Raw genomic sequence first — 19,120 nt, forward strand, 5'->3', positions numbered from 1 at the left:
ATAAATATCAAGATAAATTAACATGATATAAAAATTACTCGAAATAGGGCTAGACGGCTAAAGTAGCATCTTTTCTTTTTATTCGTAAAACCTTTATGACTGGCTATACTGATACAGTCTTGATGGCACGGCAACTTCGTTGAGGCTGCTGATTCAGAAAAAGAAAACTCTATCAACCTAACGCGTAAATCTAAAAGAAAGTCCGCCTAAAAGTTCAGGCAGCCTTTATTGTTTACAAACAAAGAATATGTTAACCTCTTGTTATCGAATAGACTTAATCATTCGTAATATTATTTCACAAAGCAAAAAGGACTCTATCTTATGAACCGTCGTCAATTTATCGGCAGCGCCGCTGCTGTTTCCCTTACCGCCGCCGCTTCTTTTGCCCGTGCTCACGACCATGCCGGCCATGCACACCACGCCGGTCATGCCGGTCACGCGCATTCTGCACCGCGCGCCTACGAAGCTGCGCGCAAAGCAGCCGCACATTGCGTTGAAGCCGGTCAAATCTGCCTGACTCACTGCATCACTCTGTTGAGCTCCGGTGATACTTCCATGAAAGACTGCGCAACCGGCGTTAACCAAATGTTGGCACTGTGCGGCACATTGCAAAACCTCGCTGCCCAAAATTCACGCCTGACCCCATCTTTGGCAAAAGTGTGCATCGAAGCCTGCAAACAATGTGCTACCGCCTGCAAAGAACACGCCGGCCACCACGCTGAATGCAAAGCCTGCTACGAATCTTGCTTGGCTTGCATTAAAGAATGCGAAAAAATTGCCGCTTAAGTACTATTGAAAAAAGGCCGTCTGAAATTCAGACGGCCTTTTATTTTGCTATTTTGTTTACGCTATTCGGCTGCAAGCTCTTGCTCATCCAGCAGTTTTTTCCGAACAATCGCAGGGTTGCCCGCAGCCACGCAATAAGGTGGCACATCTTTGGTAACCACCGAACCTGCACCGATTACCGCGCCCTTACCGATGGTAACGCCGCCCATGATAATCGCACGCCGGCCAATCCAAACATCATCTTCAATCACAATCGGGCTGATATCTGTATAACCTTCAAAGCGGCGGGTTTCAGGGTTGAATTTGTGGTTGGTCGAATAAAACAGGCATTCCGGCCCCATCATCACGTTCTTGCCGAGGGTCAAACCGCGGCAGATTTCGCAATTTACGCCGATACCCGAATTGTCGCCGACTACCGTATCCGGAAAGACGTATCCGCCTTTTTCAATATTGACGTTTTTACCGATGTTTGGAGAAATACACGCAGCCAAAGCAACACGGAATTTTTGCGCAATTCTGCCGAATGGTTTGCAATAAGACGGGGGCAATACTCCTCCCAAAACACGCAAAATGCACGTCAATATCTTTTTCCACATTGATTCCGTCTCCTGTTCGTACAAGCGTAAATATTATTCAGACTATTATTCTTCTTAAAGTTTCACATCTAGAGGAGGTTTTACATCCTCTTTTCAGTTAGATTACAATCTGATCGCATAATATTTGGTTCGATATTCTATTCTAAACTGTTCTCTTCTGTTGCGAAACTACCCTGCATACAAAATATCCTCTTGACGAAACAGCCAAAAATAGCGAAAATTCCACGCTTAACTGAAGTACAGGCAAAACCCCTGTGCCCGCTTAATCGAAAGGAAATCAAATGAAACAAGGTATTCACCCGAACTACCACGAAATCAACGTTACCTGCTCTTGCGGCAACAAATTCGTGACCAAATCCGCAATGGAAAAAGACAGCTTCAACGTTGAGGTTTGCTCTCTGTGCCACCCTTTCTACACCGGTACTCAAAAAATCGTCGACACTACCGGTCGTGTGGACAAATTCAACAACAAATTCGGCAACCTGTTCAAACGCTAATTGCCGCTTTGTCAAAAAGACTGCTTCGTGCAGTCTTTTTTGCATTCAGGCCGTCTGAAATATTTCTGTCAGACGGCCTGAGCTTTTTGTCTTCAACCGAATACCATATCATTCCAAATACCCGATAAAAACGAGCCGTAAGCATTATTTTACAAAGCCCTCCAGTCCGGCATATCGCGCAAACCCGTCAAACCCTGTACCATTGCTATTCAAATCAACCGTTTTTTGACCTTCCATGCTGACTTACACACCGCCCGATCCGCGCCGCCCCCAAAAAACCCATGAAAAACCATGGCTTCTGCTGCTGATGGCCTTTGCCTGGCTGTGGCCGGGCGTGTTCTCGCATGACTTGTGGAACCCTGCCGAACCCTCCCTCTTTACCGCCTCCGAATCCATGAAAAACGGCGGCAGCCTGTTAATTGCACAAATCTTCGGCCAACCCGATTTCACCATCTCCCCTGCTTTTTTATGGGCGGCAACCGCATTCCAAACCCTGTTTTCACCTTGGGCAGCCGATGCCTATGATGCCGCGCGTTTTGCCGGCGTGGTATTCACCGCCATCGGACTGACCGCCTGCGGTTTTGCCGGTTTCAACTTTCTCGGCAGACACCATGGCCGCAGTGTTGTCTTAATCCTTATCGGTAGTATCGGTTTACTGCCCATCGCCCACTTCCTCAATCCCATGTCGGCCGTCTTTGCTGCATTTGGATTGATTCTGTGCGGCTTCTCACTGGCACGCCGCCGCGTCATTATTGCCATTTTGCTGTTGTGTGGCGGCTGGGTTTTACTCTCCCTTTCATCAGGCTATCTGCTGACCGCAGCCATGATTTTTTTGGCACTTGCCCTGTCGTTCCATTCCACTTGGCAAAGCAAACGCTATCTGCTGACTCTGATTGGCACCATCGTCGTTTCCCTGCCCCTGCTGATTCTGTATCCGCTGGTTTTATCCAAAACCAATCCAGAATGGTTTGATATTTGGTTCAACCATTATTCCTTAGGCATATTCGGCGGTTTCCATCAGATTCAGACGGCCTTCAACCTGCCCTATTATCTGAAAAACCTGCTGTGGTTTGCCTTGCCTGCCTGGCCGCTGGCAGCATGGACGCTCAGCCGCACGCGTATCCACGATAAAAACTGGGGCATTCTGAGCCTGTCGTGGCTGGTTATTATGACAGCCCTACTTGCCATCAACCCGCAACGCCTGCAAGACAACCTCGTTTGGCTGTTGCCGCCGCTCGCCCTGCTCGGCGCGGCACAACTGGACGGCCTGCGTCGCGGTGCAGTGGCATTTATCAACTGGTTCGGCATCATGGCATTCGGTTTGATTGCCGTCTTCCTGTGGCTGGGCTTTTTCGCCATGAACTACGGCTGGCCTGCCAAACTGGCCGAACGCGCCGCCTATTTCAGCCCGTATTACATCCCCGACATTGACCCGATTCCGATGACCGTCGCCCTGCTGTTTACCCCGTTATGGCTCTGGGCGATTACGCGTAAAAACATCCGTGGCCGCCAAGCCGTAACCAACTGGGCAGCCGGCGTTACCTTGGCCTGGGCCTTGCTGATGACCCTGTTTTTACCGTGGCTCAACGCCGCCAAAAGCCATGCACCGGTCGTACACCAAATGGAAGCCGCGCTTTCTTCCGAATTGAAACAGAAACTTTCAGACGGCCTCGAATGTATCAACATCGACAGCCAAGACCAGCGCACACGCATTGCGTGGACACAATACAGCCATATTAAAACCACGACCGACAACCCGTCCTGCCGCTACCGCCTCATCCGCCAAGCCGCCAACATCGGCGCACCTTCGGGCTGGCAAACCTTGTGGCAAGGCGCAAGACCGCGCAACAAAGCCGAGACTTTCCTATTGCTGGAAAAAACTGCAGCGCAGTAAGCCATACCAGCCTCAAAACTGAATATTCCCACCCCAACAAAGGCCGTCTGAAAGAACTTTTATCCTTTCAGACGGCCTTTGACTCACTTTAACACCGCTTCCCGTACAATGGCCCTTTTCCCTTATCTGCCTAAAAATATGAAACCCAACCGCCTTTTGCCCCTCTTCCTCTTATTGACCGCCCTCTCCGCCCATGCCAAAGATTTCATCATCTACGACCTCATGGACTACGTCGGCAAACCCGACCTTACTGCCGACAAACTCTCCAAAGTGTTTTTGGTTTACGAAAGCGAGCTGGTCAAACCCGATCCGACGGGCACACGCAAACACGGTGTACTCAACGAAGCGCGTATCCGCGAATTGGCCAAACAATCGCGCCGCGAAGGCTACCGCACCATTTCTACCGACATCGAAAGCTGGTTTGCCGAAAAAGACGGTCAACTGCTAACCCCTGACGAATTGAGAACCGACTTCGCGCGGATGTACCAAATCTTTAGAGAAGAAAACCCGCGCGCCTTCATCAGCAACTACGGCATGCCTTCCGAACACCTGCACGGCATCCGCCACTACCGCCCCAACGTTGACAACGAAGCCATCTTGGACAAATGGCGGCAAGTTAGCAAACGCCGTGCGCCCACCGCCGCCATCAGCGACTATGCTAACCCTGTGTTCTACATCACTTCCCCCGATTTGGTGCAATGGGAAAAAGACGTGAAAACCGCCGTTGACGACATCCACCAACGCTTTCCTAACAAAAAAATCATCGGCTACATCTGGCCGCAATATTATTCGGCCACCAACAACCCTTATTTCAAGCAGTTCATCGACCCCGTCCGCTGGCGTAAAATGCTCGAAATCAGCAAAAAATACACCGACGGCGTGATCATCTGGTCGGACAAGCGCGATGAAAACAACCAAATCGTGCGTTGGAACGATCCGCGCATCCAAGCCACGATGAAAGCAACTCAAGCCTTCATCAATGCCAATGCCAAAGAAATCAAGGTAGAAGGTTTGCAGAAATATTAAAAATAAAGCGGGCATATTTGCCCGCCTCTTTATAATATGCAGTTAATTCCTAATAGTATTCATAAAGCTGTTAGGCATACTGGTCAAAAATCGTTAAAGAAAGGTCAGTAAAAATGAGAAAACTATCAATATTATCAGATGAGGGATTGGTTCCAATAAGAACAATTCAACAATTTGCTGAAGATGTAGGGGTCGTTTTTCCTGTTTCATATGTATCACTTCTTGGCAAACATGATCATTTATACCCTAAAGAAAATATTTTCAATTTTATCAATCAATACGGTGAAAATGATGAAAGGGACATTTCATTTTTAGGGTATAAGCAAAATTTAGGCTATGAAGATATTTATAGCTATTCATGTATTGATGATGAATATGGGTATGCAAAAAAAGTGATTGCTTTTGGGATTTCAGCTAATGGCGATTATATCTGTTTTGATTACAGAAAATGCAATGAAAATCCATGTATCATTCTGATGTATCATGATGATTTTTATGAAGATGAGAATGGAGATACGAAAATGGTAACTAGCCATATTGCAGATAGTTTTGATGCCTTTTTGGATATGCTATATGAACTTTCAGATTAAGTGTGTAGGTTGAGTTGAAAACCCAACTAAATTAAAAAGATCGTCTGAAATCAGCGGCCTTAAAGAAGGACGAACAGACAGCTCTTAAAATTTATTCCGTCATAAAAGAGCAAGTCAAGCATGAATGTAGTTCCAAAGGAAGAATTACCGAATGTCGTCAAAATATAGGACGCATCATCGAATTTATCCAAGATAAACACTTTGACAGTCGGTTTAAGGACTTGAAAAACGGATCCATAGGCTATCTAAACCGACATCCCGATTGGGTGGCCGACTACCTGAAGGCCGAATATGAAAAGCTGGATGCGGAAGACAAAAGCATCCTACACCGCTACGTCAAACCCGGAGCTGAAATCGTTTCGGGCAGTTTGGGGGTTGTGCTTTCCAGTGTAGCCGGAGGCGGATCTTGTGCCTAGACTTTCGGCTTCGGCTGTGCCGCCGCTTTGGTTGGTGTAACGTCTTCCTACGATCATGTCATTACTGGGACGAAAAACTTCGGAAAAAAAGCCAGCGAGCAACGACCGACGATTACGGTCCAGACCTTGAAGCAGTTGGGGTTGTCGGAGCAGGCTGCGGAATATGTTCAGTTTTCTATAGATTTGTTCAGTGTGGGTAAATCAGGGGCCGGTATGCCTAAGGCTAAGCCTGTGTCTGATGCAAAACCGAGATGGGAGGTTGATAGGAAGCTTAATAAATTGACAACTCGTGAGCAGGTGGAGAAAAATGTTCAGGAAATAAGAAACGGAAATAAAAACAGCAACTTTAACCAACATGCTCAAATAGAAAAAGAAATTAAGAAATTAAGCAGAGGTCCATCTGGGCTAATCAGAAAAGAATTTGAAGATTGGTTAGTTAAATTTCATGGAGGAAATGGAAGCTTTAAAATGGGAGGGAGAGAGTTTGACGGTGCTATTACAATCAATCGTTGGTATGAAGCCAAATCTGGTAATTTCTGGAGAGATCACACTTCTACACCTCAAAAATTCGAAAAATTTAAATCAGATATGGGTGATAGACTGAAAATTGCAACAAAAAATGGAGCAACATATGAATTACATTCAAATACACCAATCCCCAAACATGTTAAAGAATTTTTGAACAAAAAAGGTATTAAATATTTTGAATATTAAAAGTTATAGGAGATTTAAAAATGTCAAGAAGTGTAAGTTTGGATATGGATTTATCCATGAATAATAAAAAATTTTCTCGTTATGAAATACTAGAATGCTTATTGTATGGAGGTTGGAGTTTTCTAGATGATGGAAATTTTGTTTACTTACCACTTGGCGATGAAGACTATGATTGGAATTCAGCTTCTATGTCAGAAAAAGAAATTTTAGATTTTTTAAGAATAAAAAGTAATTTAGATGAAGTAATTGGATTTTCAATAACATGGGCTGACACCAATATTGGTGGACAAGTTTTATTTTTCCCTAATTTTGAATTCTCATTTAGCATCACCATTAATATTAAAAATTTTGATAAAGAAATAGTTGATGTTAACTGGTATTTGATTAAATTATTACCTATTTTTGATAAGAATGGTATTTTATATAATTCTATTAGATATCAGGAATATAGATAAATCATAAATTAGCAAGCCGTAGCCCATATGAAACCTAAACTCAATAAGTAGCATGTGTGCGGAACGCACGCATGCGGTTCTCAAGGTTTGAGCTAAGAGGCCTTCTGAAAACAGAAAAACCGTTTCAGACGGCCTTTGTTTAACGCCATCGATCCAGCAGGCCATAAAGTGCAATTATCCAAAAAGGTATATTGATGGGCAAATACAAAAAGGAGGAGAAGTCAATTTTGCTATCTTCAAACATTTTCAATTTGGGGTATTTCCATGGTAATTACTTATCAAGAAGCAAAGAAAATCGCAGTATCTTTTTTAAGTCAAATAGAGCAAGAAATGGGAATTTCATTGTTAATAGTTGAATCTCATGTACGAGAAAATGATGATGGGTGGGTTTTCCCATATCAGTCAAAAGAATATTTAGAAACAATGGATATAAACAAATCTATTATTGGAAATTGGCCTATATTTGTTTCTAAAAATGGAGGAGTTCCTTCTATTCGTTGATTCAAGCCCATTAGCTAAGTCCGTATCCCACTAAACTTGAAACTATATGGATGAAACGGGTGAAATATATGGACCAACAGGACGCTTTAGGCGTGGAGCAAATAACAAAATTAAAGAAATATATTATTCTACAAGAGAGAGGAAAGAAGATTTATTGATGTTTTATTCTTTCTTTTCACAAAGAATTCAATAGATATTGGATTAGCCGTGTCCTGTATAAGCGCCCCCAAAAAAAGTATTGATATTTGATGATAAAAATATTTTTATTGGATTTGATTCAGTTGTTTTTTTGTATTTCTATACAAAATATACCTACACAGCCGTCTGTATGTTTGACACAACACGCAACAAAACGACCGTACCACCAACGCTTCTGCATTCTTTCACACGTTTTTACCCGTTATTCCTAAGCGCAGGCCGTCTGAAAATTGCCCGAATATCCAATACCCTTTACAATACCCGTAATTAAAATACATTTTTTGACACCCCTCTCCTGCATGAGTTCCACACCCTTCATCGAAATGAAAGACGTTGCCTTCGCATATGGCGACCGTCCTATTCTGAACAACATCAACTTCAGCATTCCACAAGGCAATTTCGCCGCCGTAATGGGTGGTTCGGGCAGCGGTAAAACCACGCTGATGCGCCTGATTACGGGTCAAATTCACCCACAATCGGGAAAAGTGCTGATTGAAGGGCGCGATTTGGCCGTATTTTCGGCGCAGGAACTGTACGAACACCGCCGCCGCATGGGCGTTTTGTTCCAACACGGCGCATTGTTCACCGACTTATCCGTCTTCGACAACATCGCCTTCCCTATGCGCGAGCTGACAGATTTGCCCGAAGCGGTCATCCGCGATTTGGTGGTGTTAAAACTGAATGCAGTCGGTTTGCGCGGTGTTGAAAACCTGATGCCTTCCGAGCTTTCCGGCGGTATGTCGCGCCGCGTCGCCCTCGCGCGTACGATTGCGCTCGACCCTGAAATCATGCTGTATGACGAGCCTTTCACCGGCCTCGACCCGATTTCGTTGGGCGTCATCGCCCACCTCATCAGCCGTGCCAACAAAGCCCTGCGCTCCACCAGCGTGATGGTAACGCATGATATTGAAAGGTCATTGGAAATTGTCAATCAAGTCATTTTCTTGGCACACGGCGAAATCATGTTCTCCGGCTCGCCCGAAGAAATGCGCGAACTCGACTCGCCTTGGGTGCGCCAGTTTGTCGGCGGTTTGGCAGACGGTCCTGTCGCCTACCGCTATCCGGCGCAAACGACTTTAAAACAAGACTTGCTGGGCTGATGTTCAGACGGCCTGAAACTTAAACAAGGCCGTCTGAAAACCATTTAACCAATCAACTGAAACCTATGAATTTTATCCGTTCCGTCGGGGCAAAAACCCTCGGCTTCATCCAATCGCTGGGCAGCATTACGCTGTTTTTCCTGCATATCTTGGCAAAATCAGGCACGGCATTTGCCCGCCCGCGCCTGAGCATCCGCCAGGTTTACTTTGCAGGCGTGTTGTCTGTCCTGATCGTTGCTGTGTCCGGCCTGTTTGTCGGCATGGTATTGGGCTTGCAAGGCTATACGCAGCTGGCAAAATTCAAATCCGCCGATATTTTGGGTTATATGGTTGCCGCTTCCCTGTTGCGCGAATTGGGTCCCGTATTGGCGGCGATTCTGTTTGCCAGCAGCGCGGGCGGTGCCATGACCAGCGAAATCGGCTTGATGAAAACCACCGAGCAGCTTGAAGCAATGAACGTGATGGCGGTCGATCCTGTGGCACGCGTGGTTGCGCCGCGCTTTTGGGCAGGCGTGTTTTCCATGCCTTTGTTGGCTTCGATTTTCAACGTTGCCGGTATTTACGGCGCGTATTTGGTCGGCGTCGAATGGCTGGGTTTGGACGGCGGTATTTTCTGGTCGCAAATGCAAAACAACATTACCTTCCATTACGACGTCCTCAACGGCTTAATCAAATCTGCCGCTTTCGGTGTAGCCGTTACGTTAATCGCCGTACATCAGGGTTTTCACTGCGTACCGACTTCCGAAGGTATTTTGCGCGCCAGTACACGCACCGTAGTGTCTTCCGCCCTGACCATCCTCGCTGTCGACTTTATGTTGACTGCATGGATGTTTACCGACTAAAGGCCGTCTGAAACGACACTTAAGAAGAATGAAACAAGGACAATAGCACATGAAAAAAAATGCTTTGGAATTTTGGGTAGGACTGTTTGTCTTACTGGGCGCGGCCGCTATCGGCTTTCTCGCCTTCCGCGCCGCCGGCGGACAATCGTTCGGCAAATCCTCTCAAACCTACACCGTCTATGCCGATTTCAGTGACATCGGCGGCTTGAAAACCAACGCTCCGGTCAAATCCGCAGGCGTACTGGTGGGTCGCGTTGCCTCCATTCAGCTCGACCCTAAATCCTATCAGGCAAAAGTTGCCCTCAATCTGGACAGTCAATATCAGTTCAGCAGCGACGTTTCCGCACAAATCCTGACTTCAGGCTTGTTGGGCGAACAATACATCGGCCTGCAACAAGGCGGCGATACTGATTCTTTGGCGGCAGGCGACACCATTACCGTCACCAGCTCCGCCATGGTTTTGGAAAACCTTATCGGCAAATTCATGACCAGCTTTGCCGAAAAAAACGCAGACAGTGAATCTGCCGGTCAAAACAAACAATAAACACATATCAACCCAATATTCAGGACACTCCCATGAAAAAAACTTCCTTCATCAGCGCATTGAGCATCGGCGTATTGAGCATCAGCATGGCATTTGCCTCTCCTGCCGACGCAGTCAACCAAGTCCGTGAAAACTCCGTTCAAGTGCTGAAAATCCTCAACAGCGGCGATGCCAACACTGCACGCCAAAAAGCTGAAGCCTACGCCATCCCTTACTTCGACTTCCAACGCATGACAGCTTTGGCCGTCGGCAACCCATGGCGTACTGCAACTGACGCACAAAAACAAGCGTTGACTAAAGAGTTCCAAACCCTGCTGATCCGCACCTACTCCGGCACCATGCTGAAATTCAAAAACGCCAAGGTCAACATCAAAGACAACCCGGTCGTAAACAAAGGCGGTAAAGAAATCGTCGTCCGCGCCGAAATCAACGTTTCCGGCCAAAAACCGGTCAACATGGACTTCACCACCTACCAAAGCGGCAGCAAATACCGCGCATATAATGTCGCAGTAGAAGGCGCAAGCTTGGTTACCGTATACCGCAACCAATTCGGCGAAACCATCAAAGCCAAAGGCATCGACGGCCTGATTGCCGACTTGAAAGCCAAAAACGGCGGTAAATAATCCACCCCCGCACCATGCCGCCTGATGTTCAGACGGCATGGTGCCTTACATCATAAAGACACCATGCAAACAGAAATCCGCAACGGCACGCTCTACATCAGCGGCGACGTTACCGTCAAAACCCTGACTGCCTCCGCCTTTGCGCGCTACGAACAACAATGCCGTCTGAAAGAAACAGACAGTATAGACTTCAGCCAAGTAGGCAAAGCAGATTCAGCCTGCGTTTCCCTGCTGCTCAACGCTCTGCGCCGGACAGACAAAAAACCGACCATTCAAAACATTCCCGATTCCGTCCGCGCACTGGCCGAACTTTACGAAATCAAAGACTGGTTGCAATCATGAAAAAAACCACCGCTTCACTCTGCCTCCTCATCAGCATAGCCTCCGCTCCCGCACTTGCCGAACGCAATCCAGCCGACCCTTACGAAGGCTACAACCGTACCGTTTCCAAGTTCAACGACAAAGCAGACAAATACGTCCTTTCCCCTGTCGCACGCGGTTATCGCAAAATAACGCCCAAACCGGTGCGTACCGGCGTGATCAACTTCTTCAACAACCTGCGCGATGTCGTCAGCTTCGGCAGCAATGTACTGCGCCTTGACGTCAAACGCGCCAGCGAAGACCTCGTCCGCGTCGGCATCAACACCACCTTCGGCCTTGGCGGTTTAATCGACGTAGCCGGTGCAGGCGGTGTGCCCAGCAATAAAAACACCCTCGGCGATACCTTCGCCTCATGGGGCTGGAAAAACAGCAACTACTTCGTTGTCCCCCTACTCGGCCCGTCTACCGTACGCGATACCGTCGGCAACGCCGTCACCACCGTCTATCCGGTTAAAAATGCCGTCTTCCACACCAGAGCAGGACGCTGGGGCACAATCGGCCTGCAAGCCATCAACACCCGTGAAGAACTGCTCGACCTGACCGACAGCCTCGAAGGTGCAGCCATCGACAAATACAGCTACACACGCGACCTTTACATGAAAGTCCGCACCCAACAAACCGGCGGCACGCTCCCTCAAAGCGAAGACGACAACATCGACATTGATGACTTAGTGGACAGCAATGCCACTTCCGAACCGGTAACAGCCCCTCAAACCGCTCCGGCAGAAATTCCCGATACAGCCAATCCCCAAACCCTGTATCAAACACCATCAGAAAACCTCTGATTGTTCCCAAAAATAAAGGCCGTCTGAAATTCAGACGGCCTTTATCCCCCAAAAGATAGCCAGTCCACCACCTTTGCTATATCATTCAACTATACAGAAACCAAGGAAAACACCATGTACGAAGTCAACCGCAGCGTCTTCCTGCTTATCCCCCTCGATCCATTTTGGAACTGGCTGAAATCCCTGCCCGGCAATCACCTAGACGGCCTGACACTGGAAGACATTCAAGCCGATGCCAATTCCTACCTCGTTCGCCCATGCGAAACTGCCGACGAAGTATGGGACGAAATCGAAGCGCGTTTTGAAGATATTTTTGCTGCCGAATTGGCCGACTGGTGCGAAGACGAAAGCGAATGGCCGGATTTGGATGCCGACATTTTCAACGAATGGTTCGATATCCAACTCTCCACCGTGATTACCGACCTCGAACACGAACCAATCGCACGCGAAGAGTTCCAACCCATCAATCTCAACTGATGAAACTGACCGTCCGCAACTACCACCTTGACGGCTACGGCCACGTCAACAATGCACGCTATCTCGAATTTCTCGAAGAAGCGCGCTGGACGTTTTTTCAAGAGCATGACCTTCTGTCCGAACTCAAAGGCATCATGCTCGTTGTTGCACGCGTTGACATCCGCTATCGCCGCCCGTCGCTTGAAGGCGATGTTTTAACCTTCACAGGCCGTCTGAAAGACATCGGCACACGCCACATCATCCTCAGCCAAACCGCAACCCTGCCCAATGGCAAAGCCGCCATCGAAGCCGAAGTTACCCTTATGCCCGTCAGCAGCGAAAGCGGCCGCAGCATCAGCGTTCCCCAAACCTTAGCACACGCAATTCAAAACCTCACATCATGAAAAAAATACTCACACTCCTTGTCGTTGCCACGATTGGCGCGCTTCTTGCCTTCGTCCTTATCCCCAGCAACAAAGCCGCCCCTGATTTCACCCTGCCCGACCTGCAAGGCAAAACCATTACCAACGCCGATTTAAAAGACAAAGTTACCCTCATTAACTTCTGGTTTCCCTCCTGCCCCGGCTGCGTGAGCGAAATGCCTAAAATCATCAAAACCGCCCAAGATTATCAAGGCAAAAATTTCCAAGTCCTCGGCATTGCCCAGCCCATCGACCCTATTGAGAGCGTCCATCAGTACGTCAAAGAATCCGGCCTTCCCTTCACCGTCATGTACGATGCCGACAAAACTGCCGCAAAAGCCTTTGGCACACAGGTTTACCCGACTTCCGTCCTGATCGACAAAAACGGCAACATCCTCAAAACCTACGTTGGCGAACCCAATTTCACCCAACTCTACCAAGAAATCGACCAAGCCCTCGCCCAATAAAACCAAGGCCGTCTGAAACCATATTTCAGACGGCCTAAAACCGAAATATCCTTTATAATAAGCAACATTTTATCCGTTCAGACACCAAGCTCCTCTATCAACAAAGGCCGTCTGAAACAACCGAATACCCATAAGAGAACATCATGAAATTTATCGACGAAGCAAAAATCGAAGTCGCCGCAGGCAAAGGCGGTAATGGCGCAACCAGTTTTCGCCGCGAAAAATTCGTGCCCCGCGGCGGCCCTGACGGCGGCGACGGTGGCAAAGGCGGCAGCGTTTGGGCAGAAGCCGACGAAAACACCAACACCCTCGTCGAATACCGCTTCGTCAAACGCTACCAAGCCAAAAACGGCGAAAAAGGCCACGGCTCCGACCGCTACGGCGCAGGTGCGGACGACATCGTCCTCAAAATGCCCGTCGGCACCCTTATCCGCGACCTCGACACCGACGAAATCGTTGCCGACCTCACTTATCACGGCCAGCGCGTCTGCCTCGCCAAAGGCGGCAAAGGCGGCTTGGGCAACATCCACTTCAAATCGTCCGTCAACCGCGCGCCCAAACAATCCACACCCGGTGAAGAAGGCGAAACCCGTTCCCTGCAACTCGAGCTTAAAGTCCTCGCCGATGTCGGCTTATTAGGCATGCCCAACGCCGGTAAATCCACCCTGATTACCGCCGTCTCCGCCGCACGTCCCAAAATCGCCAACTACCCCTTCACCACCTTGCATCCAAACTTGGGCGTCGTGCGCATCGACGAAAACCACAGCTTCGTCATGGCCGACATCCCCGGCCTGATTGAAGGCGCAGCAGAAGGCGCAGGCCTCGGCCACCGCTTCCTCAAACACTTATCGCGCACCGGCCTGCTGTTGCACGTCGTCGATTTGGCCCCATTCGACGAAGCCGTCAACCCCGCCGAAGAAGCCCTCGCCATCATCAACGAATTGCGCAAATACGACGAAGAGCTCTACGACAAACCGCGCTGGCTGGTACTGAACAAACTCGATATGCTCGACGAAGAAGAAGCCCAAGCACGCACCGCTGCCTTCCTCGAAGCCATCGGCTGGGATTACCCCAAACCAGACGACCGCTTCCAATTCGACATGGAAACCCCGCGCCTCTTCCAAATCAGCGCCCTGACCCACCAAGGCACGCAGGAATTGGTACACCAAATCAACCAATACCTGACCGAGAAAAAACGCATCGAAGCCGAAAAAACAGAAGCGGAGCAGGCAGCGGCAAAAGCCGAGATTGCCGAGCAGCAGCCTAAAACGGATACTGGCGTGTTTAAGCCGGAGTAAATTTATTATCCCTATAGAGCGCCTGAAGATATTATCTTTTTCAAGCAAACTATCAGTATATTAAAAAATTGAGAGATTAATCTATGAGCAAAAGTAAAGCTGTTAAATCTTTAAATTTGGAAAATTTCAGCGTCTTACCGAATACAAATTTTGAATTTTCTCCACAATTAAATGTAATTATGGCTGAGAATGGTTGTGGGAAAAGTCATTTACTTAAACTGATTTATAGCCTATTGGAAGTTACCTCCAATCCCAACAATGAACTTTCGAAAACCAATTTGGAAACGCAATTTGCAAACAAATTAATTAATGTATTCCGTCCAGATTCTTTAGGTAGTTTGGTAAAAAAAGCTCTTGGCCTTCAGGGAATCATCGAGGAACTTGATGCGAATAGACGTGCCTTGGAAATACTGATGAAAAAATCTAAAACTGAAAATGATTTGGATTATGAGGAAAATTCTAATACAGGGGATAACCCTTTAAACTCTAAAAAAGCAAATATTAAATTAACCTTACTGAATGAAGAATACTATCATATCAAATTTTCAAATACGGCAAGTAAAAAAGTTGTTATAGAAAAATTAATTAATAGCTATTCTGAATTACCAATATTTATACCAAGCAGGGAACTCATCACTTTATGCCCTTGGTTTGTATCTTTATATTTAACAAACAGTATCCCATTTGAAGAAACATGGTTTGATACTTGTAAGCTCTTAACTGCTCCATTATTAAAAGACAATGAACGTATTAAAGACTTACTTTCCCAAATTGAAAAAGCAATGGATGGTTCTGTTCTAGAAAAACAAGGCCGTTTTTATTTAAGACCCCATCGCAGCAACAGAACAATCGAAGCACCTCTTGTAGCAGAAGGTTTACGTAAATTTGTCATGATTGCCAGATTAATCGCAACAGGGGCATTGCTAGATAAAGGTTATCTATTTTGGGATGAACCAGAAGCTAATCTGAATCCTAAATTGATCAAAGTGGCTGCCCGTATTATTTGGTCTTTATCCCAACAAGGTATTCAGGTTTTTATTGCAACACACTCTTTATTCCTATTGAGAGAATTGGAACTTTTGAATTTTGAAAATAAAACAGATTTACCTGTACGTTTTTTCTCATTGGTTGCTTCCGATGATGGAACAAAAGTAGAACAAGGGGACAGCATTAATGATTTGGACACATTGATATTGTTAGATGAAAGCATTATGCAGGCAGACAGGTATCTGAATATTTGAGGTTAGATTATGACCATAATCAAAGAAAAGAGATTAACTTTTACTTTTCCTGAAGATTACTGTGCTACCAAATATGACGATTGGGAACATTATGAAATTTTTCAGAACAGTTGTAATTTACGTAACAAAATTGATACAAATGAAAAAGGGAAAAATGAGATAGATCAAAGTGTGGATAACGATAATGGCAGCTCAGGTGTAGATATAATAGCTCTTCATGAATCGACACTTTGGCTAATTGAAATCAAAGATTATTACCAACTTGAGTCTAAGCCAAATGCTCAATCAATAGATGAAAAATTATCTGACCTACCATATTTAATCGCAAGAAAAGTTCGAGATTCATTAGCAGGATTGGTTTCCGCTAAATTTAAAGCAGAAAAGCAGGAGGAAAAAGATTTTGCTCACTTAGCCTTAAATTGCAACGAAATAAAAATAGTTCTTCATATTGAAATGCCTAGTAAAAGTAAACTTTCTCCTTCTTCATTAGATGTAGCCTTATTAAAAGATAGGTTTAAAACATCAAAGTTTACAAAAACATTTGAGAATTGTTATGCAAAACCAATATTCACGAATATCAACCATATTAATAACGGGCAACCGTGTGATATTCCTTGGTCTGTATCTACAGGAACAGAACAGCAATCATCATCCGAGCAACAAAGATCAATCCATAATCCCATGACCACCATCTACAACACCCTTACCCGCCAAAAAGAACCCTTCTCCCCCATCGATCCTAAAAACGTGCGTATGTACGTTTGCGGTATGACTGTTTACGACTATTGCCACTTAGGCCATGCACGCGTGATGGTTGTGTTCGACATGATTGCCCGTTGGTTGCGCGAGTGCGGTTATCCGCTCACTTATGTGCGCAACATCACTGACATCGACGACAAAATCATTGCCCGTGCGGCTGAAAACGGCGAAACCATCGGCGAACTGACCGCGCGTTTCATTCAGGCTATGCACGAAGATGCCGATGCTTTAGGTGTGTTGCGTCCGGATATTGAGCCGAAGGCAACGGAAAACATTCCGCAAATGATTGCCATGATTGAAACCCTGATTCAAAACGGCAAGGCATATCCTGCTGCAAACGGCGACGTTTACTACGCCGTGCGCGAGTTTTCCGCTTACGGCCAATTGTCGGGCAAATCGTTGGACGACCTGCGCGCAGGCGAGCGTGTGGAAGTGGACGGTTTCAAACGCGATCCGCTTGATTTTGTATTGTGGAAAGCGGCCAAAGCAGGCGAACCTGCATGGGAAAGCCCTTGGGGCAACGGCCGTCCGGGTTGGCATATTGAATGCTCTGCCATGAGTGAAAACCTGTTCGGCGATACTTTCGATATTCATGGCGGCGGCGCGGACTTGCAGTTCCCGCACCATGAAAACGAAATTGCCCAAAGCGTCGGCGCCAGCGGTCATACTTGCGGCCACGACCACGCGCAAACCCATCACGGTCAAAGCATCGCCAGCCACGTCAAATACTGGCTGCACAACGGCTTCATCCGTGTGGACGGCGAAAAAATGTCCAAATCGCTGGGTAACTTCTTCACCATCCGCGAAGTGTTGAAACAATATGACCCTGAAGTCGTGCGTTTCTTCATCCTGCGCGCCCACTACCGCAGCCCACTGAACTACTCCGACGCGCATTTGGACGATGCAAAAGGCGCACTGACCCGTCTGTACACCACGTTGAAAAACACACCAGCGGCTGAGTTTGATTTATCTGAAAACGCCAACGACTACACCCGCCGTTTCTACGCCGCCATGAACGACGATTTCGGTACGGTCGAAGCGGTTGCCGTGTTGTTTGAGCTGGCAGGCGAAGTGAACAAAACCAATGATGCGCACCTCGCCGGCTGCCTGAAAGCCTTGGGCGGCATCATCGGCCTGTTGCAACGCGATCCGATTGAATTTCTGCAAGGCGGTGCTGTTTCAGACGGCCTGTCCAACGAGGAAATCGACGATTTGATCGCCCGCCGCAAACAGGCGCGCGCGGATAAAAACTGGGCGGAATCCGACCGTATCCGCGACCTTCTGAACGAACACAAAATCATTCTGGAAGACAATGCCGGCGGTACGACTTGGCGCCGCGGTTGATTTCATGGCATAGATAAAAGGCCGTCTGAAACTGTTTTCAGACGGCCTTTTATTTTGCTATTTCAAAAAGGGCGCAAACATCGCGCCCTTTGTTTAAAACATCATTTCATTTATGCGCCGAATACTTTCAGACGGCCTTCAATCGGTTGGAAGGCTTTTTCACCGGCAGGAGTCGCGATACCGCCAATCACCATTTGCGCACGCAACAACCAGCTTTCCGGCAAGTTCCATTCTTTGGCAATGGCCGCGTCAGGCAGCGGATTGTAGTGTTGCAGATTGGCGCCGATACCGGCAGCCGCCAATGTTGTCCAAACAGCATATTGAACCATGGCATTTGCCTGATCCGCCCAGATCGGGAAGTTGGCCGCATAAGATGGGAACTGCTCTCGCAAGCCTTTGACAACATCTTGATCTTCAAAGAACAAAACCGTCGCAGCGCCTGCTTTAAACAAGTTCAGTTTTTGTGCAGTTGCTTCAAACTGCTCGGCAGGAACAACCGCACGCAAAGCTTCTTCAACAAAATGCCACACTTTGGCATGTTCTTCGCCAAACAATACGACCACTCGGGCAGATTGCGAATTAAAAGAAGACGGCGTATGCAAAACGGCGTGTTCGATGATTTTGGTTACATCCTCATTGGACAGAGGCAGGGTGTTGTTCAATGCATAGATAGAACGACGGGTTTCAGCAGCTTGTTGCAAAACAGAATAAGTCATGATCTTTTCCTTAAATTAATCTTTATCTTTACCAAAAACGTTATCCAGAGCCCACGCTCCGCCACCGGCTACTGCCAGATACAAAAACACGAAGCAGAACAAAACGGCAGATTCGCCATGGTTGGCCAATGGGAACAAAACATCACCAGAAGACGCGTGGGCTATAAAGTAGGCGGCTGCCATCTGACCGGACAAAACAAACGCGGCCGGACGCGTAAACAGGCCCAATATCAATAAGATACCACCGACAATTTCCAAAACACCGGCCACCAGCATCAAGCCTTCGGACGCACCGCCCATAGACATCGGAAAACTGAAAAACTTGGCCGTACCATGCAACAAAAACAAATACGCCGCAACAATACGCAAGACAGACAATACAACAGGTTGGAATGATTTGAGGGCTGACATCTTAATAATCCTTATTTTAATGGCTACCTGAAGAGGTATGGAGCAATTTCAATAAGTG

23 protein-coding genes and 1 pseudogene are annotated in these 19,120 nt (G+C 47.1%); 21 read left to right on the top strand and 3 right to left on the bottom strand.

The genetic code is table 11. The features are described 5' to 3' along the window. Positions 1–321 precede the first annotated feature (321 nt). Positions 322–786 (top strand): four-helix bundle copper-binding protein, encoded by a 465-nt coding sequence (locus tag ACTHRE_RS09545; protein ID WP_377073379.1) that lies wholly within the window; start codon positions 322–324, stop codon positions 784–786. Between the two features lie 62 nt (positions 787–848). Here the strand turns inward: ACTHRE_RS09545 and ACTHRE_RS09550 are convergent, their stop codons facing one another. Next, complete coding sequence (locus tag ACTHRE_RS09550) at positions 849–1,382, bottom strand: acyltransferase (RefSeq protein ID WP_070583988.1); 534 nt, start codon at positions 1,380–1,382, stop codon at positions 849–851. A gap of 281 nt (positions 1,383–1,663) precedes the next feature. Between ACTHRE_RS09550 and rpmE the strand changes: the two genes are divergently transcribed. From rpmE to cysS, 20 genes and pseudogenes are all read left to right on the top strand, one after another. After that, positions 1,664–1,879, top strand: a complete 216-nt coding sequence (gene rpmE / locus ACTHRE_RS09555; RefSeq protein WP_003681847.1) for a 50S ribosomal protein L31 — start codon at positions 1,664–1,666, stop codon at positions 1,877–1,879. Positions 1,880–2,114: 235 nt separating this feature from the next. Then, positions 2,115–3,773, top strand: coding sequence for an ArnT family glycosyltransferase (locus tag ACTHRE_RS09560; protein ID WP_377073381.1), 1,659 nt, complete (start codon positions 2,115–2,117; stop codon positions 3,771–3,773). A 138-nt stretch (positions 3,774–3,911) separates the two neighbouring features. Beyond that, a complete protein-coding gene (locus ACTHRE_RS09565; RefSeq protein ID WP_283140102.1) occupies positions 3,912–4,799 on the top strand; it encodes a hypothetical protein in 888 nt (295 codons plus the stop codon). A gap of 113 nt (positions 4,800–4,912) precedes the next feature. Then, positions 4,913–5,389, top strand: a complete 477-nt coding sequence (locus ACTHRE_RS09570) for an SMI1/KNR4 family protein (RefSeq protein WP_070646528.1) — start codon at positions 4,913–4,915, stop codon at positions 5,387–5,389. 221 nt (positions 5,390–5,610) lie between these two features. Further along, on the top strand, positions 5,611–5,805 hold the full coding sequence (locus ACTHRE_RS09575; RefSeq protein ID WP_168167225.1) for a hypothetical protein: 195 nt from the start codon (positions 5,611–5,613) through the stop codon (positions 5,803–5,805). A 201-nt stretch (positions 5,806–6,006) separates the two neighbouring features. Next, a pseudogene (locus ACTHRE_RS09580) lies at positions 6,007–6,192 on the top strand (septum formation inhibitor Maf); the annotation flags it as partial. A gap of 383 nt (positions 6,193–6,575) precedes the next feature. Beyond that, the gene (locus ACTHRE_RS09585) at positions 6,576–6,974 is read left to right on the top strand and encodes a hypothetical protein (protein WP_070646576.1); all 399 of its coding nucleotides are present in this window, start codon (positions 6,576–6,578) and stop codon (positions 6,972–6,974) included. A gap of 264 nt (positions 6,975–7,238) precedes the next feature. Beyond that, a complete protein-coding gene (locus tag ACTHRE_RS09590) occupies positions 7,239–7,475 on the top strand; it encodes a YrhB domain-containing protein (protein WP_081456507.1) in 237 nt (78 codons plus the stop codon). A 497-nt stretch (positions 7,476–7,972) separates the two neighbouring features. Beyond that, positions 7,973–8,773 carry an ABC transporter ATP-binding protein gene (locus ACTHRE_RS09595; protein ID WP_440345029.1) on the top strand — a complete coding sequence of 267 codons (801 nt, stop codon included), beginning with the start codon at positions 7,973–7,975 and terminating at the stop codon, positions 8,771–8,773. Between the two features lie 65 nt (positions 8,774–8,838). Next, positions 8,839–9,615 carry a lipid asymmetry maintenance ABC transporter permease subunit MlaE gene (mlaE, locus tag ACTHRE_RS09600; RefSeq protein WP_070606268.1) on the top strand — a complete coding sequence of 259 codons (777 nt, stop codon included), beginning with the start codon at positions 8,839–8,841 and terminating at the stop codon, positions 9,613–9,615. Between the two features lie 49 nt (positions 9,616–9,664). Next, on the top strand, positions 9,665–10,159 hold the full coding sequence (gene mlaD, locus ACTHRE_RS09605) for an outer membrane lipid asymmetry maintenance protein MlaD (protein WP_049329454.1): 495 nt from the start codon (positions 9,665–9,667) through the stop codon (positions 10,157–10,159). 32 nt (positions 10,160–10,191) lie between these two features. Continuing rightward, positions 10,192–10,782, top strand: coding sequence for an MlaC/ttg2D family ABC transporter substrate-binding protein (locus ACTHRE_RS09610; RefSeq protein ID WP_003681817.1), 591 nt, complete (start codon positions 10,192–10,194; stop codon positions 10,780–10,782). 63 nt (positions 10,783–10,845) lie between these two features. Beyond that, a complete protein-coding gene (locus ACTHRE_RS09615; protein WP_036493932.1) occupies positions 10,846–11,124 on the top strand; it encodes an STAS domain-containing protein in 279 nt (92 codons plus the stop codon). Then, positions 11,121–11,948: an MlaA family lipoprotein gene (locus ACTHRE_RS09620; RefSeq protein ID WP_049335811.1), complete on the top strand. Its 828-nt coding sequence runs from the start codon at positions 11,121–11,123 to the stop codon at positions 11,946–11,948. The genes ACTHRE_RS09615 and ACTHRE_RS09620 overlap by 4 nt, the downstream gene beginning before the upstream one ends. A 114-nt stretch (positions 11,949–12,062) precedes the next feature. Next, a complete protein-coding gene (locus ACTHRE_RS09625; protein ID WP_003681812.1) occupies positions 12,063–12,425 on the top strand; it encodes a hypothetical protein in 363 nt (120 codons plus the stop codon). Beyond that, positions 12,425–12,808: an acyl-CoA thioesterase gene (locus ACTHRE_RS09630; RefSeq protein WP_003748005.1), complete on the top strand. Its 384-nt coding sequence runs from the start codon at positions 12,425–12,427 to the stop codon at positions 12,806–12,808. The genes ACTHRE_RS09625 and ACTHRE_RS09630 overlap by 1 nt, the downstream gene beginning before the upstream one ends. After that, a complete protein-coding gene (locus tag ACTHRE_RS09635; protein ID WP_377073386.1) occupies positions 12,805–13,293 on the top strand; it encodes a peroxiredoxin family protein in 489 nt (162 codons plus the stop codon). The genes ACTHRE_RS09630 and ACTHRE_RS09635 overlap by 4 nt, the downstream gene beginning before the upstream one ends. A 143-nt stretch (positions 13,294–13,436) precedes the next feature. Continuing rightward, positions 13,437–14,591: a GTPase ObgE gene (gene obgE / locus ACTHRE_RS09640; RefSeq protein WP_377073388.1), complete on the top strand. Its 1,155-nt coding sequence runs from the start codon at positions 13,437–13,439 to the stop codon at positions 14,589–14,591. 83 nt (positions 14,592–14,674) lie between these two features. After that, positions 14,675–15,832, top strand: coding sequence for an AAA family ATPase (locus tag ACTHRE_RS09645; RefSeq protein ID WP_070646523.1), 1,158 nt, complete (start codon positions 14,675–14,677; stop codon positions 15,830–15,832). A gap of 681 nt (positions 15,833–16,513) precedes the next feature. Then, on the top strand, positions 16,514–17,935 hold the full coding sequence (gene cysS / locus ACTHRE_RS09650; RefSeq protein ID WP_377073390.1) for a cysteine--tRNA ligase: 1,422 nt from the start codon (positions 16,514–16,516) through the stop codon (positions 17,933–17,935). Positions 17,936–18,045: 110 nt separating this feature from the next. Here cysS and ACTHRE_RS09655 read toward each other — a convergent pair whose 3' ends face one another. Together ACTHRE_RS09655 and ACTHRE_RS09660 are read right to left on the bottom strand one after the other, a co-directional pair. Then, positions 18,046–18,651, bottom strand: coding sequence for a nitroreductase family protein (locus ACTHRE_RS09655; RefSeq protein WP_377073392.1), 606 nt, complete (start codon positions 18,649–18,651; stop codon positions 18,046–18,048). A gap of 15 nt (positions 18,652–18,666) precedes the next feature. After that, positions 18,667–19,062: a DoxX family protein gene (locus ACTHRE_RS09660; protein ID WP_004519065.1), complete on the bottom strand. Its 396-nt coding sequence runs from the start codon at positions 19,060–19,062 to the stop codon at positions 18,667–18,669. Positions 19,063–19,120 lie beyond the last annotated feature (58 nt).

Origin of the sequence: Neisseria sp. P0001.S007 (genome assembly GCF_051963655.1) — a bacterium.
Lineage (GTDB): Bacteria > Pseudomonadota > Gammaproteobacteria > Burkholderiales > Neisseriaceae > Neisseria > Neisseria subflava_A.